This window comes from Chitinophaga sp. RCC_12 (assembly GCF_041360695.1).
Lineage (GTDB): Bacteria > Bacteroidota > Bacteroidia > Chitinophagales > Chitinophagaceae > Chitinophaga.
In genome coordinates, this window is record NZ_JBFUPS010000001.1 from 536,745 (window position 1) to 554,639 (window position 17,895).

Annotated in this window: 9 protein-coding genes; 7 read left to right on the forward strand and 2 right to left on the reverse strand. The window is 48.8% G+C overall.

Annotated elements, in window-relative coordinates; genetic code table 11:
- The first annotated feature begins 10 nt into the window (after positions 1 to 10).
- Positions 11 to 769, forward strand: coding sequence for an SDR family NAD(P)-dependent oxidoreductase (locus tag AB6805_RS02185; RefSeq protein WP_370907827.1), 759 nt, complete (start codon positions 11 to 13; stop codon positions 767 to 769).
- A 1-nt stretch (position 770) separates the two neighbouring features.
- Here the strand turns inward: AB6805_RS02185 and AB6805_RS02190 are convergent, their stop codons facing one another.
- The gene (locus tag AB6805_RS02190) at positions 771 to 4,796 is read right to left on the reverse strand and encodes a DEAD/DEAH box helicase (RefSeq protein WP_370907828.1); all 4,026 of its coding nucleotides are present in this window, start codon (positions 4,794 to 4,796) and stop codon (positions 771 to 773) included.
- A gap of 158 nt (positions 4,797 to 4,954) precedes the next feature.
- Here AB6805_RS02190 and AB6805_RS02195 point away from each other — a divergent pair, with 158 nt between their 5' ends.
- Positions 4,955 to 5,839: a hypothetical protein gene (locus AB6805_RS02195; protein ID WP_370907829.1), complete on the forward strand. Its 885-nt coding sequence runs from the start codon at positions 4,955 to 4,957 to the stop codon at positions 5,837 to 5,839.
- An 87-nt stretch (positions 5,840 to 5,926) separates the two neighbouring features.
- Here AB6805_RS02195 and AB6805_RS02200 read toward each other — a convergent pair whose 3' ends face one another.
- Entirely contained in the window at positions 5,927 to 6,658 is a 732-nt protein-coding gene (locus tag AB6805_RS02200) for a GntR family transcriptional regulator (RefSeq protein WP_079473525.1), read from the reverse strand.
- Between the two features lie 246 nt (positions 6,659 to 6,904).
- Between AB6805_RS02200 and AB6805_RS02205 the strand changes: the two genes are divergently transcribed.
- The 5 genes from AB6805_RS02205 to AB6805_RS02225 all read left to right on the forward strand — a co-directional run bounded on the left by AB6805_RS02205 (position 6,905) and on the right by AB6805_RS02225 (position 17,895).
- Entirely contained in the window at positions 6,905 to 8,215 is a 1,311-nt protein-coding gene (locus AB6805_RS02205; RefSeq protein WP_370907830.1) for a hypothetical protein, read from the forward strand.
- A gap of 183 nt (positions 8,216 to 8,398) precedes the next feature.
- Positions 8,399 to 11,467, forward strand: coding sequence for a SusC/RagA family TonB-linked outer membrane protein (locus AB6805_RS02210; RefSeq protein WP_370907831.1), 3,069 nt, complete (start codon positions 8,399 to 8,401; stop codon positions 11,465 to 11,467).
- Positions 11,468 to 11,523: 56 nt separating this feature from the next.
- Positions 11,524 to 13,026, forward strand: coding sequence for a RagB/SusD family nutrient uptake outer membrane protein (locus AB6805_RS02215; protein WP_370907832.1), 1,503 nt, complete (start codon positions 11,524 to 11,526; stop codon positions 13,024 to 13,026).
- A gap of 104 nt (positions 13,027 to 13,130) precedes the next feature.
- On the forward strand, positions 13,131 to 16,094 hold the full coding sequence (locus tag AB6805_RS02220) for a glycoside hydrolase family 38 C-terminal domain-containing protein (RefSeq protein WP_370907833.1): 2,964 nt from the start codon (positions 13,131 to 13,133) through the stop codon (positions 16,092 to 16,094).
- Between the two features lie 4 nt (positions 16,095 to 16,098).
- Positions 16,099 to 17,895 (forward strand): class I mannose-6-phosphate isomerase, encoded by a 1,797-nt coding sequence (locus tag AB6805_RS02225; protein ID WP_370907834.1) that lies wholly within the window; start codon positions 16,099 to 16,101, stop codon positions 17,893 to 17,895.

Genomic DNA, 17,895 nt, shown 5'->3' on the forward strand with positions numbered 1-17,895 from the left:
AAAACGGCTCATGACATTTGAAAAGAAAGTAGCGATTGTTACCGGCGCCGGTCAGGGCATCGGTTTTGAGATAAGCAAACAACTGGCGCTGAAAGGCGCTACGGTTATACTGAATGATATTGATGCACAGCTGGCGCAACAGGCTGCCGGCGCTATTACCGCGGCAAAGGGGCAGTGCATAGCCTTGCCCGGCGACTCCGGCGATATTGCCTTTATTCAGCAAATGGTGAACACGGCGGTTACACAATTCGGCCGGCTGGACATTGTGATTGCCAACGCCGGTATTACTTTGTTTGGCAACTTCTTTACTTACACACCGGAAGCATTTAACCGCGTTATGCAGGTAAACCTGGGCGGTACTTTTTTCCTGGCGCAAACCGCCGCCAATCAAATGAAGCAACAGCCACAGGGCGGCGCTATTCTGTTCACCTCTTCTGTAACCGGCCACCAGGCGCACAAAGATCTTGCGGCCTACGGTATGAGTAAAGCGGCGCTGGAAATGCTGGCAAAAAATTTAGTGATTGAATTATCTCCTTTTAAAATTACGGTCAACACCATTGCTCCCGGCGCTACCCTCACGGAACGTACGCTGGACGATCCTTCCTATGAACAGATCTGGTCCAGCCTCACACCGATGGGACGCCCTGCTTATACGCAGGATATCGCCGATGCTGCGCTGTTCCTGGTTTCCGATCATGCGAGGCATATTACAGGCCAAAGCCTTATCATCGATGGCGGGTGGACCAGTATCAGTCCTTCGCCGTTCTGAGCTATCTTTCTGCGATCAGTTCCAGCAATTCCCGGGCGTTGAGCTTACCGGCCTGGTCGCTGCCTTCCAGCAGCTGATCGGCCAGATCCCGTTTGCTGTTATGCAATGCAATGATCTTTTCTTCAATAGTATATTGCGCTACCAGCCGGTAAATAGTTACCGGCCTGGTTTGCCCGATCCGGTGCGCCCTGTCGGACGCCTGTTCTTCAATTGCCGGGTTCCACCACGGATCCATATGGATCACGTAATCAGCGGCAGTTAAATTAAGTCCCAATCCGCCCGCTTTCAGGCTGATGAGGAACAACTGCCCCGTGCCTGCCTGGAAATCTTTCACCAGCTTATCCCGTTGTGATATCGGCGTACTTCCGTCGAGATAGAGATAGGTAATTCCCAGTTGATGCAGGGCCTCCCTTACCAGGTCGAGATGCTTTACAAACTGGCTGAACACCAATGCACGGTGGTTGTTGGACACCAGTTCTTCCACTATTTCCCGGAATACCATTAATTTGGAAGATGGGATATCGGCTTCAGCATCCACCAGCTGCGGATTACAGGCCGCCATCCTCAGCCGGCTGATTTCTGCCAGTGCCCGGATGTGTTGCTGCGCCATACTGCCTTCCTGCGCCCTGATATTTTCCAGCGCCTTTCTTCGCAGTGCTTCATAAAACGACGCTTCTTCCTGTGATAAGCTCACCAGCTTTACAATCTCGGTCTTGGGCGGCAATTCATCCAGCACGCCTGTTTTGGTACGTCGCAATATAAAAGGCGTGATCAGTTTTTTCAGGTGTTGCTTCACCGTACTCTCGGGGTTCCTTAGAGACGGGAAAACAAATTGTTTATTGAAATGATCCAGTGTACCCAGCAATCCCGGGTTAAGGAAGTTAAACAGGTTCCAGATCTCGCCCATGTGATTTTGTATAGGCGTTCCCGTTAGCATGAGCTTAAATCCGGCCTGCAGCGACATGGCCGCTTTGGAAGTTTTTGTCTGGAAATTTTTGATTGTATGCGCCTCGTCGAGTACCAGCGTAGGCCACTTCACAGCGGCCAGCAGTGTTTCTTCTGATTGGAGTAAACCATAAGTGGTTACTACCACGTCAAAAGCGCCGGCGCCTTTTATCAGGTTGGCACGGTGACCGTTATGCAGGAACACCACGTTCAGGGAAGGTGCAAAGCGGCTGATCTCATTGCTCCAGTTATTTACCACGGAAGCCGGACAAATAACCAACGCGGGGCCGTCCGGGGCGCGATGCAGCAACAAGGCAATCGCCTGGATGGTTTTACCCAGGCCCATGTCATCTGCGAGGCAGGCGCCGGCTCCCCAGGCCGCCAGGTGCGTCATCCAGCGGAATCCTTCCTCCTGGTATGGGCGTAAGGTGGTTTGGAGTGTAACCGGCACCGTTACGGCCAGTTCCATCGCGTTGGTACGTTTACGTGAGAAAGTTTTCCACGCTGCATCAGTAGTAACGCTGCCAGCCTGCTCCAATAATTCGTCCAGTACTGGTGCGGCATAGGGCTGAATGCTTACATTGTTACGGTCAATATTTGCCACGCTGGCCATTTCGTTTAGCCGGCGGCGTAAGTCGCTTGTCAGCGCCAGGTATTCTCCATTCTGTAAAGCAACAAATCGCTTCTTTACGGTACGCGTAGTATCCAGCAGGTCCTTTAATGCAAGTACCGTGGTTTCATCCACTTTTAATTCACCGGTACACATAAACCAGTGGTCCTTTTCCTTCAATGAAATGCTCAGGTGCGCAAAGCCTGCCTGTTGCTTCACTTTGTAACGCTCCCCCTCCGGCCACTCTGCCCTCACCAGTTCGGGATGCTGGTGGATAATTTCCAGCAGTTGCAGGCAGTCGAGCGGATCTTCAAAAATGATGGTATCATCAGAAAGGTCCTGTTCTATTGCTCCCTGGATGAGGTTCAGCAGGGCAGTTACATTACTCTTTTCTTTTGCCAGGTCCCGGATCGCCTGCCAGCGTTCCCCGTTGCTGATACCGATAATATTATGCGCACCAATGCCCGGCTTGCAATACGGCGGGTCACTGGTAAATGGTTTTACATAAATACCGGCTTTCAATCCATCGCCCAAAGGCAGCAGTTGTATCACAATACGGCTGTCGCCGGGCCGGCGGCTGATATTGGCGGCCATATCGCCCACATCCGCATGGATGGTCAGGTGCGCGCCAATGCTCTTCAACACCTGGATCAGCTTGTCTTTTCCGGCGGCCGGCACCACGGGGATCTGCTGCAATGTTTGCAGCAGCCGCCGCTGCTGTGCGGTGAGGTGGATGATCTTCAGGCGGGTGTTGGTTTCCTTTACAAACACGGTTTCACTGATATAATCATCCACGTTGGCACTGAAAGTATACCCTTGCCCGGACCTGTTAACGCTCAGCTCCGGTTGGGCTTTTACTATTTCTACGGAAACAGTGATATCATCTGCAGAAAATAATAATGGATGGCCGGCAATTTCCTCCCATACTGTTTCAGCAAAGGAATAAGATTCCCCGTCGTAGTTATAATAATGATCTTTCTGTACCGTAGCGCCTATCCTGAAATCCTGTTCTGCCATGGCTTCCGCCTTCCCTTCCTTCAGTTTCTTTAATGCTACGTTACGGCCGCTGCTCCAGGTGTTGTTGCCCTGGGAGGTTTGCAACACCGGCTGGATTTTGTACCGGTCAAAATCTATCAGGTAAATTAACCGGGAGGCTACTACATTTTTTTCTTTTTTTGTAAGATGTGTATCTGCGCCGAGCAGTGTATTTAATAGCCGCTCCCAGTCGGGCGTTTGTTCCATCTGCGAAAATACCGGCGGGTGCACGGCAATGGCGCCGGCTTCCATGAACATACTTTCATATCCCTGGTAATCATCTCCCTTAAATAAATATAAATATTCGTAGGTCAGTAACCGGTAGTGACGCTCCATGCCCAATGCCAGCAATCTTGCAACGGTGGTGCTAAAAGTGCGTAACAATTTACTTTTGGGATGCAGCAGCTGCAAACACAATACAGACAGATAGCTCAGCAGGTTGCTCTCTCCTCCTTCCAGTATCAGCAGTAACAACTGCTCGCCCTTCTCCTTCCGGCCCGCATGAAAATGCAGCAAACAAACGGCCGGGGTAATAGCCGGGAACAGCTTGCGTTCATAAGCCGCTACAATTTTAGCGATCAGCGGATTCGTTTGCTCACCGGGCAACACCGCCAGGGTGAATGCATAATAAAACGCAAACAGCGGCGACAGCGGCAGGGTGTTCTTTTTATCGTACTGCCGTTGACGTTTGATCCCTTTTTCAAAGCATGTCAGTGCTTTTGCCGGTTGCCCGCTGTACAGTAATATCACCGCCTGTGCATACAGGTCATCTGCTGTTTTATCTGCCGGAGGCAAATCAAGATGCCCCTGTAACAGTGACAACTCAGGAAAATCCGCGCCATACTGCCGGCGAAAACGCTCCAATTCTTCCACCGGCGGCATTTTCAGCAGGTTATATTTTAAGGCAAAAGATACCATCCGGTCGAGACTTTCCTGGCTGAAAAAAGGTAACAGTTCTGCATAGGCCGGGAAGTACAGCAGGTAGGATAAATAAGGCTGATACTCATCCAGCTCCATTTCCAGTTTCCTTACAGGAGGCGATAATAAAAAGCGGTCGCCTGTAAAATAAGCGGTAAGCAATTGCTGCAGGTCCTGCAACCGGGCGCTCATGCTGTAAAACGCATGCACTGCGTGTTGCGTTCTTTGGAGCAGCACCGAATAAGCAGGTTGCTTTATATTTACCGGGAACAGCAGAAAGTTCATTTCCGGTACCAGGGAATAATTGCCCGTTACATTTTTAATGGCCAGTCCGGCTGCAACCAGGTGCTTCAATATTTCGCTGACCCTGGTGCCTTTCATTTCTCCCACACGGTTCACAGCGTCTGTAATGGTAAATGTTTCCAGGGGATACAGGTATACAGACATGACGTCCATTACAAGCCGGGTATCCCTTTCCTGTGATTCATATTGCTCTGAATAGAAACGCTCATTGACCATAGCAACAAAAATAGCTGAAAATATTTTGCGGGGGAGACAACCTTTTTACTGTTTTTATCGAATACGCATAGGTACGGATTACCGAAACAGGTTGTTACTGACCAACAACCCGCAATAGCGTATTGATTATTTCAAATTTCAAAAAAAATTTTAACAGCATGAACTCCGTAAAAAACACCCTGCTTTCATTGATAGCCTTGTCTGGTATCGTTTTCTTCAGCGCCTGCGGCGGAAACGATGACAATCCCGACACTCCTGCGCCTAAACCTTTGGTACAACTCAGTGCCAGCGCCACTTTGGGAAATCACCTGACAGATGTGGACGGTAATTCCCTTTATTATTTCTCCAACGACTTTGATGGCAAAAACAACTGTGGCGGTGGATGCGCAGCAGTATGGCCTCTTTATTATGCCGGTGATAACCTTGCCCAGACTGCACTCGGCACTGGCCTTGATATCAAAGACTTCACCACCATCACTACTGTCGATGGCAAAAAACAAACTGCTTACAAAGGATGGCCCCTGTATTACTTTGCGCCTGCTGTGGGTGGCGTAAATGTGCGTGAAGCACCCGGCAAGACGGATGGGGAAGGCGTTAATAATGTCTGGTATGTAGCTAAACCCGACTATACCATACAGTTGATCAATGCGCAGCTGGTAGGCGCCGATGGTAAAAACTACCTGGAAAATCATACCGAGGGTACCGCTAAAACGACGTATTTCAGTGATGGTAAGGGTCTTACACTGTACTCTTTCGTTAAAGACAGTTTTAATATCAACAAGTTCACCAAACCTGATTTTTCCAACAACGCGGTATGGCCTATTTATGAAACAGACCAGATCGTAGTACCATCTACTCTCGATAAAACACTATTTGGCAGCATTACCGTTGCCGGTAAAAAACAATTAACCTACAAAGGCTGGCCGCTGTATTACTTCGGACAGGATGCAGGCGTAAGAGGCGCTAACAAGGGCGTAAGCTACCCTGCACCAGGTGTATGGCCGGTAGTTACAAAAAACGTGGCAGCCGCTCCTAAGCTATAAACAGTGCCCGTTACCGTAAAACTGAACGGCTCAGTATTAATACCTGTGTATTAATGCTGAGCCGTTGTATTTTGATGAAAGATTAAACTATTCTCTTCTGCTTTCCACGGTATACACGAAGCTATCGGCCCGGTAATAACCCAGGTTATATTCAATCGGACGTTCGCCTTGGTCGTATACAAACCGTTTCCTTACAAGGATGGGGTGGCCCGGCTCCAGTTCCAGCTTAGCTGCAATAAATTTGTCCGCTGATCTGGCGCTGATTTCCTCTTTGGATAAAGTAGCTACCGTCATGTAATCCTTCTCCAGGATGTCATACAAAGGACGTTTGAAATCCTCCTCACCGGTTAACCCTACCCGTGGATGGAAATAGGAAATGAAATATACGAAAGGGCCTTCTGCCTTCCCTCTCAGGCGTTCCAGTTTGAGGACTTTTTTAGTTGGACTGATCTCAAAAAAATTGGCGATGGTTTCATCCGGTAATACCCAGGTAACATGCAGCTCAAAATTTTTGATGATGATGCCGCGCGCGGTCATTTCCTGTGTAAAGCTCAGCCAGTTCTTGGATTTAGAGCTGATGGCAGCTTCCGCCACTTTGGTGCCTACTCCTTTTTTCCGGGTCAGCAATCCTTCGTATACAAGTTTGTTTAAAGCATGACGTAAAGTAGATCGGGAGATAGCCAGCTGTTTTGCTAACTGGACTTCGTTGGGTAAAAACTTTCCACCGGCGTACTGTGGATCTTTTATCATATTCCTCAACAGGTTTTCCGCCTGTATATGAAGTGGTAAAGGATTTTTATGATCTATACTCAAATTCATGCCTGCAAAGCAACTGGAAATAAACAAGAAAAACAATTTTAGCCCCCCTTATTTTGAACGTATGTATGTTCCGGAGAAAAAAACGGGATCGCTGCGCGGGACCGGCACAAAACCATTCAACACCACATAGTAAACAGATAATCAATATCTTATAAAGCCAGCCACCTGTTATAGCTATGTTAAAAACTTTTCTTGCAATAATTAAATTATGTTTATATGTTTGTACATAATATCCGGGGCCACATTATGAAAAAAACTTTTTCTATAATTCCGTTTATTGCTGGCATCACTGCTCCTGTATTCCTTTCGGGAAACGCGACTGCCCAGGATAACACCAGGACCCTGGCGGCAGCTGTTTTGGCAGACAGCCGGCTGGATACTGTACAGGCCCGCGCATTAAGACTACTCACCGGTTTCTCTGCCGGCACTTCCTACGGAGAAGTATGGATCAGGGATTTCAATACTTTCATTAATGGCTCGCTGCAGGTATTACCTCATGATCAGGTAAAGGAAATGCTGTTGCTGTTTTTCCGTATGCAAGGCGCAGATGGAGATATACCCGACGGCGTTATTCCACGCGAAAAGGCAAATGTGGGCTACCAGTACCGGTATTCCGACCTGGCTTCCCAATGGGCCGCTCATAAGAATACCGTGGAAACCGACCAGGAGTCTTCCCTGATACAGGCGGTTAGAAAATATGTGGCTGTTACCGGCGATAAGGCCCTCCTTTTTTTGGTCATAAATGATAAAACGATTTTGCAACGGATGGAAGCCTCTATGGCCTATCTGCTGAAAGAGCGCTGGTCAGAAAAATACGGATTGATTAAAGGCGCCACGACCATCGACTGGGGCGACGTGCAACCCGAAACCGGCTGGGGCGTGGCCATCAATGAAAAAACAAAATGGGCGGTCGATATTTATGATAATGCCATGTTTGTGATGGCGATACAGGATTTCCTGGCAATCAAACCAGCAAACTACCAGGCACAAAGGGATTGGAGCAAAATAGCAACCGATATCCGGAAAAATGTACGTAAACATTTATGGGACAACAGGGCACAGAAATACATACCACATCTTTATTTGAACGGAAGCCCGTTTTCCCCCTCATTCAACGAAAAAGAGATCCTCTGCACCGGGGGCAGTGCCTGCGCAATACTGGCAGGATTTCATACACCAAAAGAAATAGCGGCTATTAACCGGCAAATGACTCAGGCCGCCGCCAAAGAAAAGTTCGCAACCATAGGGATCACGGTGTATCCTCCTTACCCGGCAAAGGAGTTCCCGAATATGCATCCTTATGTGTATCAGAATGCCGGCGACTGGACCTGGTTCGGCGGACGCATGATCCAGGCGCTTATTATAAACGGATTTATACAGGAAGCCGTAGCAGAGCTTAAACCCATGACCGACCGCGTCATTGCTCAAAATGGCTTTTTTGAATGGTATGACGTTCAGACTGGCACGCCAAAAGGATCGGGAAATTTTCGTGGAGAAGCAGGTGTTTTATCAGATGCCATTACACTTTTAAAAAAGTGGGCAATTAATCAGCAGTAGAATAAACAATTGGGCCTGCTCAGTTATTATTTATTCGTCAACCGGATCTTATTAGAAAACATAGTATTACCATAATCTTAAAACCTAATCTCACTTGTTATCACAGGAACTTCCACGTATAGCTCCTGTGACTACTATCAACTGAAACACCGGCTAATATTACCTCATCACTAAAGACTTGTTATGAAAGCAAAACTATTTTATGTGCTTGCATGCCTCCTATTTTCCATGCATGCAATGGCCCAGATCAAAATAAGCGGTAAAGTCACCAGTGCCGCTGACGGGACCGTCATTCCAAACACTACGGTGGCCATTAAAGGCACTTCCAGCGGAACCATCGCCAATGTAGACGGCGTATACTCCCTGTCGGTGCCCAACGAAAACGCTGTGCTGGTGTTCTCCTTCACCGGATTCGGCACCAAGGAGGTCAGGGTTGGTAATCAAACCACCATCAATGTAGCATTGGAAGTACAGGTGAGTACCTTAAGCGACCTCGTGGTAATTGGTTACGGATCGGTAAAAAAATCTGACCTCACGGGCGCTGTGGCGTCCCTTAAAGGCGAGCAGGTAATGGATAAGCCTGTTCCCAACATTTCACAGGCACTGCAGGGCAAGGTAGCCGGCGTGGACGTAAACATTAACAGCAGCGCCCCCGGCCAGGCAGCTAAGGTGCGTATCCGTGGTATCGGTTCTATCAACTCTTTTGTGGATCCCTTGTATGTAGTAGATGGAGTGGCGGGTGTTGATGCGAATGCGCTCAACCCCAATGATATCGCTTCCATCGAAGTATTGAAAGATGCCTCCTCCACTGCTATTTATGGTGCGAGAGGCGCCAACGGTGTAATTATGATCACTACCAAACGTGGTAAGGCCGGTCCCACCCAGGTAAGCTACCAGGGCGACGTAAACGTAAGTACACTGGCCAGTCATCTTCCCACCTTAAATTCAGAGCAATTTGTAAAAGTATATAACGAATCATTTGCCAATGCCACCAAGTTCGATCCGGACCACGGCACCTGGACACCCACCGCAATCCTGGATCATGAACATTTCCCGCTGCTGTTTGACGAGAACGACAAACCGCTGTACAACACCAACTGGGAAAAAGAAACCTATAAACCGGCCGTGTCTACCAGTCACCAGGTGAACTTCCAGGGCGGTACTGATAAATTGCTCTACAGCGCGTCCCTTGGTTACCTGGATCAGAATGGTTTAATGATAGAATCATGGTTCAGAAGATATTCTGCCAGGGCCACTTTCGATGACCAGGTAAAAGACTGGCTGAAAATTGGTGGTAGCCTGAATATCGTATCCAGCACGCAAAGAGTCGTATCTGATGGTAACGGTTCCTTAAACGTACCGAGAATGGTAACGGAAGAAGTGCCTATTGTACCGGTAAGATACCCCGACGGCTCCTGGGCAGGCAACTATGATATTGACGGTCTTGAAGGAGGCCCAAATCCTGTACAGATCGCGCAGAACAGGTATACCCTCAATAACCAGGTGCATACACTGGGCAATTTTTATATGCAGTTCCAGATCAACAAGGACCTGAATTTTAAAACCGACTTTGGTTACGACCAGATCAGTAATAAGGCCAATTTCTATTCCACCGGTGACCTTCCCCACCTGTCAGCCGATCAGGGAGGCGTGGCCAGGATCACTACTAACTATAACAAGTACTGGCAATCTGAAAACTACCTTACTTACAATAAGCAGTTTAAAAATAATAACAGTTTAAACGCGGTAGTCGGTATTTCCTTCCTGCAATTCAGTAATGAAAATGCCCTGGCAGAAACACAGAATTTCCTGTCGGATTACTTCCAGTGGAATTCCCTGGCTGCAGGATCGGTACGTAACAACATTACTTCAGAAACACAGCCCTGGTCAATGAACTCCTACTATGGCCGTGTTAATTACAACCTGAAGAACAAGTATCTTTTTACCGCTACTGCGAGGTATGACGGATCTTCCAAATTCAGTAAAGACAACCAGTTCGCCTTCTTCCCTTCTGTAGCGGCCGCATGGCGTGTTTCTGAGGAAGACTTCCTGAAAGGCAGTAAAACCATCAATAACCTGAAGATCCGCGCCAGCTACGGTACTTCCGGTAACCAGGAAATTGGTCAGTTCCAGTACTCTCCACAGTACCGTCCCGATCAAACCGTAATAGGCGGCGCCAACCAGCCAACACTTGTACCCGGGTATATTGGTAACTCCGATCTCAAATGGGAACGTTCCAACCAGATAGACGCCGGTGTGGAACTGGGGATGTGGGATAACCGCATTAACCTGAACGTGGATTACTATAACCGTAAAACATCAGACCTCCTGCTGGCAACACCTATTCCGTGGTCTGCCGGTATGTTCACCCCCAATGTGTATAAAAATATAGGTGAAGTAAGAAACACCGGTCTGGAAGTAAACCTGAATACGGTAAACATTCAGAAACCAAACTTTACCTGGTCCACTACCTTCGTTTTTGCTACCAATAAAAATAAAATTCTCACGCTCAACGATGGTAACGCAGATATCTTCCCTGGTCCCAATTTCCTGGGGCAAACCAATATCCTGCGTGTAGGTGAGCCTATCGGTTCTTTCTACGGAATGAAAAGGTTAGGTACCTATGGTACGGATGAAGCAGCAGAAGCAGCCAAACACTCCCTGCTGCCGGGTGACAGGAAATACGAATACGATTCTGCCGGCAATGCGGTGTATGATATCATAGGCCGCGCCTATCCAAAATGGACCGGTACCTTCAGCAGCACCATCAAATACAAAGGATGGGATTTTACTTTTGATATCCGTTTTGTACAGGGCGTAAATACAGCTGCTGCATTCAAACACTCTGTGGAAGACCGTCAGACGCTGGCTAACAGCCTGGCCACCGTATTGAATGCCTGGACACCGGAAAATCAGAACACACATATTGCCCAGGTGCGCAGTTATAAATTTACACAGGATTCCCACTTTGATACCTGGTGGGTAGAAGACGGTTCCTATATCCGGGGACAGAACTTTACCCTGGGTTACACCTTCCCTGAATCCTGGATGCAAAGAAGCCATATTCGCAGGTTCCGCATCTATGGCAGCGTGCAAAATCTTTTCCTCATTACCAAATACACCGGTTATGACCCTGAAGTAGACACCTTTAACTTTGGTTATGGCTCCAACACCGGATTCTCACAGAACATCGACTTCTTCCCTTATCCCCGCCCGCGCGTGTGGAACCTGGGTGTGAATCTTGATTTCTGATGAAATCGTGTACCCGTTGATGTGATAACCTTTTTTGTGATTAAAAAAATATGAAAATGAAAACGACTAAACATATTATACTCGCGTTGCTGGTGTTGCTCAGTTGCTCCTGCAAAAAATTCCTGGAACAAAAGCCCACGAATTTTCTTCCGCCGGATGCAGACCTCTCTGATCCAAAAGTAGCACGCGCGCTGGCAAACGGATCGTACCAATACCTGCAAGGTTTCTTACAGGGACAACCATCTTCCTATGGCGGTAACACTTATAACCTGATGGAATTCATGACAGGTAAGGCCAACAGTGATCTCGGGCAAACCGGGTTTGCCACCTTTCAGAACCTCAGTTATAACGCTACTTCCTTTTATGTGGATACCTGGTGGCAACGTTTATACATGGGCGTAGGCGCCTGTAACCTGGCCATTGAAAAGCTGCCACAGGCCGCAGTGTCGGATGCAGATAAAACCAACATGCTGGCAGAAGCGCATACGCTGCGTGCGCTTTATTATTTTCACCTGGTAAGATTATACGGCGCCGTTCCCAAAGTGACCGAAGTTCCCAAAGATCTCAACCTAAACCTGCCCCGTACAGAAGCGAAAGCGATTTATGATGAGATCATTATCCCGGATCTGCTCACTGCGGCAAAATCCACACTGCCCTGGTCAGATAAAACGGGCAAAGTATCAATGGGACTTGTTCAATCACTGCTCGCTGATGTGTACCTGACATATGCCGGTGCGGCCATCAATGGCGGTAATCAATACTACGCCCTGTCCGCAGCTGCCTCCAAGTCGGTGATTGCAAACGGCGGCTATTTCCTGTTCCCGGAATACACGAATATGATCAACCCCGCCAATAAAAATCTCGGGGAGTTCATTTTCCAGGTGCAGTATGCCGCTTCAGTACCAAGCATCAATCCGCTTACGCCGCTTACCATTCCAAACTACGCGGGTATTTCAAAGTACTCTGATGAATATGGATCTGTATATCCTACTCCGCAGTTTATTGCTTCATTCCCCGCCGGTGATAAAAGGGTACAGGAAAGACAATTCTTTTATACCAAGTACAAGAGGAAGGACCCTGGTACAGATACGGTTACTTTTAAGGGCCGCTACATCTACAAGTGGTTTGATTCTTTAGCAGTGGTAAGCACAGCTAAATCGGATCTTAACTATACGCTTTACCGCCTGGCAGATGTGTACCTGATGTATGCAGAAGCCTCTAACCGTGCGGAAGGCGGACCTAATGCAGATGCTCTTCGTTATGTAAACGCCATCCGTGCCCGTGCTAAGCTGGCGCCGCTGGGCGCGCTGTCACAAGCTGCTTTTGAGCGCGAAGTATGGCTTCAACGGTATTTTGAACTGTGCTTCGAAAATAAAATGTGGTTCGATATGATACGGACCCGGAAAGTTCATAACGATGTAACCGGTAACTGGGACGACTTCGTAGGACATAAAACCGTATTCGGCGCTACATTCGCCGCGAAACAACTACTATTCCCTGTTCCTAAACAGGAGAGCGATGTAAACCCGAAATTATTACCAAATAATCCGGGTTTCTAATAGACAACATTACGTTTTTTCAGGGGCTGACCAAAGTATGGTCAGCCCTTTTTTTAGCCCTATATCCTTTCCGAATATTGAAATATGTCCGTATGTTTGTACATATGAAGCATATAATTGCAAAACTCCTGTTGTGTAGCTGCTTTCCGGCTGCCCATGCCAACGCATGGAACCTGGAATTTCCCGGTTCACATAGCGGGGATTTAGCCCTTTCTCCTGCCGGCATCGAAATATCACAGCAGCTAGCATCCTTTACCAGCATTGAACTGCAACCCACTATCGCTTACCTGAATCATCACGGCACTCCCGCCCGGATGGTAAGAATGCGCTTTCACGGCGGCAAAAGCTATCAGCCCGCAATGGTGTATATGTACTTTAATGGCCATGAAGACAGTCTCCCGCTGCCGGCCAGCCCCGATGGCATCGCCGACTATGAGCTGCCGCTGCCCGGCGAGGCAGTAGACAAAGACACCGAGCTGTTTGTTCGCCTGCTCAGTGCCGGGCAAACCTATACGGCCCGCTGCATTGTTTCACCCACCCGGCAATGGAACGTATACCTCATGCCTCACTCGCATGTAGATGTAGGCTATACCAACGTACAGGCAAAGGTACTGGCCATTCATATGAACAACATCGATGAAGCCATTAAAATAGCTGCCCGTACGGCAGGCTATCCGCCGGAAGCCCGGTTCAAATGGAATACGGAAGCGCTTTGGGTGGTAGATAAATACCTCGCCGCTGCCAGCGATGAAAAGAAACAAACATTCCGCGAAGCGGTGAAAAAAGGCTGGATCAACCTCGACGGGACTTATGCCAACACCAATACCAGCGCCACTTCATCCGCACAATTGCTGCAACTGTTTTCTTTTGGGGCCCGGCTAGCAAAAGATTACGGCATTACCATCAACACCATGTTCCAGGGGGATGTTCCAGGCGCCTCGTGGGGATTGATCAGTCAATCGGCTATTACCGGCATGAAGTACTTCCTCAGCGCACCCAATGCCAACGACCGCATCGGCAGTTCGGGACAATGGCGCGATAAACCCTTCTATTGGCGGGATGCCTCCGGGAAACAACAGGTGCTCTTCTGGCAGTCGTCGCCCTACTCTATCGGCTATACGCTGAAAGGAAGTAAAATACCCAACTTCTTTACCGTAGAAGACCCCAAGCCTTATTACACCGGCAAACCCACTGAAAATTTCCTCAACCCCTATCTTTTTGATTATCTCTCCCAGCTGGAGCACAACCACTTTCCCTATAACATGACGCTCCTCACCTGGGCTATGAGCGACAATGCGCCTATAGACCCTGAGCTGCCGGACGCAGTAAAGGCATGGAACGAGCGGTATACATCTCCCAAACTGATTATTACCTCGGTAAAGCAATTTTTCCACGACTTTGAAGCGGGGTGGAAAGACAAAATTCCTGTGTTCACCGGCGACTATACCGAATACTGGACAGATGGCATCGCCTCTGCTGCAAAAGAAACCGCCATTAACCGGAACACATCTGACCGGCTGCAACAGGCCGGCGCTATCTGGGCTATCAGGGGAAAAACCGGTTACCCGGCCGATTCCTTCCGTAACACCTGGACGGACCTCATCATGTTCAACGAACATACCTGGGGCGCATTCAACAGCGTGTCTGATCCGAAGGACCTTAAAGCCATTGCCCAATGGCAGTTTAAACAGGGCTTTGCATTGAATGCCCGGGACCGGTCCGAAGCGCTGCTGCGCAGCAGCACTAACGGCAACGGATATACCAGCAAAACCATCACATCCGCTATAGACGTTTACAATACCCTGGGACATTCCCGCACCGCATTGGTGCGCATACCCGCTGCCCTCAGCACCTCCGGCGACATTGTAAAAGATCTTAACGGCAGGAAATTGCCCTCCCAGCGGCTCAGCACCGGCGAACTCGCCTTCCTGGCAACCGCGCTGCCTCCTTTCTCTAAACAACGCTTTACGATTCATCCCGGCGCCGGAGCGCCGTTTAAAAAAGCGACAGTTACGGATAGTAGCCTCGATAACGGCATTTATTCCATCCGGGTGGATCCCAAGACAGGCAACATCATCCAGCTGCTTAAAAAAGGCTATAACGGCAACTTTGCCGACTCCGCAGGATTGAACCAATACACCTACATGCCTGGTGACTCCGCTGAAAGAATACAATACAGCGGACAGGCAAACATCCAGGTAAAAGAAAAAGGCCCGCTGGTGGTTAGCCTGCTGATCACCACACCCGCGTCCGGCCTGCGTTCCCTCACCCGTGAAATACAACTCGCGGCAGGCGCCGACCAGGTGATGCTGACTAACACGATTGATAAAACCGCCATTGGCGACAAGGAAAGCGTGCACTTTGTATTTCCGTTCCGTATCCCTGGTGCACAGGTACGTTATAGCATCCCCTGGGGAAATATAAGCGCTGAAGCAGATCAGTTGCCTCATACTAACAGGAACTGGTATACGCAGCAACGTTGGGTAGATGTATCCGGGAAAAATACCGGCGTTACCTGGTCGGCGCCCGATGCGCCACTGTTTGAAATAGGCCAGTACCCTACAGCGGGGCTACTCGGCGGACTGCACAACTCTTCCCGCTGGATTTCCTTTATGGAGCAACAGCCCCTCATTTCTTCCTGGGTAATGAATAACCTGTGGCATACCAATTTCCGGAGGGACCAGGAAGGGATCGCTGTCTTTCATTACTACCTGCAGGTGCACGGCCAGTTTGATGCTGCCACGGTTAACAAAACCGGGTTGGAAAATCACCAGCCACCAGTTGTTGCCGCCGCAAACGGCGCTCCTTCGGAAAGCCTGTTCTTTAACATCAGCGGGGAAAATGTTTTTGTGGAAAACCTCTATCCTGCGGCAGACGGCAATGGCGTATTGCTGCAACTGGTAAATGCCTCCGCTCATACGGCCACGGCTACACTAACATCAAAGAATAAATCCACTGCTTTAAATATTTCGGAAAGCGATATACTGGAAACAAACAAGCACACACTTCCGGAAAGTTTCTCCATTCCCGGCAAAGGAGTAATAATGATCCGTGTGGAAAAAAAATAAGATTATGATCTGGCGAGAATCAGCACAACCCTTGCTGCCGGAACATGCAGCCACCCCACTACCGGGTACCTATAGCAGATACCCGGCCCATCCGCTCGGCAATGGTAAGATACAGACAGGATACGAATCACTGGCCAAATGGATGGTACAGCACCCGCTGGTGCTGATAGACGGCTATGCTGGTATTTTCTGGGATAAGATCCGCGCTGCCCTGCAAGCGGAATTTACACGTATAGGCGTAAACGTTAAATGGCATGATACGCATTGCCTGCTAAAAAACAGCGATAGCATTCAGGAGCTGGTCGATCCCTTTATTGGCAGCGAAGGTGATGTATGGGGCAGAAAAACTTCTTTACAGATCACCGATTTCTTTGATGAGGAGAAACCGGGGGCATTGTCATTCGATGGCCGTTATGACCTTCACATTGTATCAGGCGTGGGCGCTGCACTCACCGATGCTGCTGCGCCGCTGATATACCTGGACATACCCAAAAATGAATTACAGTACCGCATGCGTGCAGGCACTATTACCAACCTGGGCTGCCTCACCGCCGGCGGCAGTACGGAAATGTATAAACGGTTTTACTTTGTGGATTGGGTAGTACTCAATCGTTATAAGCAAACCCTGCTGCCACGCATCCACATCATGGCAGATACACAATGGCCGGATCATATTGCCTGGGCATTCAGTAAAGATCTGCAGGCGGGCATTGAGCAGCTGGTTCATTCCACGTTCCGGGTGCGGCCCTGGTTTGAAGCCGGCGCCTGGGGCGGGCAGTGGCTAAAAACACATATCAATGGTATCAACACGGAAGAAGTAAATTACGCGTGGTCTTTTGAGTTGATTGTTCCGGAAAACGGGGTGCTTTTTGAAAGCGATGGCTACCTGATGGAAATTCCCTTCGAATGGCTGATGTATGCGCAGCACAGGGCTATCCTCGGCAATCATGCTCCGATCTTCAAATATGAATTCCCCATCCGGTTCGACTTCCTCGACACCTTCGACGGCGGCAACTTATCCATTCAATGCCATCCTTCCATGGATTATATCCGCACACATTTCGGTGAAACGTTTACACAGGATGAAACTTACTATATCCTGGACTGTAAAGCCGGCGCCACTGTGTACCTGGGTTTCCAGGATGGGGTTGATCCCGGTGTATTCAAAACCAAACTGAAAAACAGCCGGGATCTTGGTATTCCGGTAGAAATAACGGATTTTGTACAGCAACATACAGCAGATAAACATACCTTGTTCCTGGTACCCAACGGAACTGTACATAGCGCCGGCGCCAATAACCTGGTACTGGAAATCAGCGCCACCCCGTACATTTTTACGTTTAAAATGTACGATTGGCTGCGGCCCGGCCTGGACGGAAAACCAAGGGCCATCAATATAGAACATGCATTTCATAACCTGGATTTCAGCAGGCAGGGCAAGGCAGTAAAAGAGCAACTCATTGCTGCCCCCGTGACAATAGAACAAGGGGCAGACTACCGGCTGGTGCACCTGCCTACACATGCAGTGCATTTTTACGATGTGCACCGGCTGGAATTCAGCAACAGCGTTAATATAACTACTGATGGCAACTGCCTGGTGATGATGCTCGTAGAAGGCAGTGCAGTAAGGGTTACTACCACCAACGGGCATACGAATATATATCACTATGCTGAAACTTTTGTGATACCGGCAGCGGCGATAGACTGCCGGATTACCAGCAATAACGGGGAACCGGTGAAACTGATCAAAGCTTTTTTAAAACCATCGCATCCGGTTTATCAACAAATAGCATCCACCTGA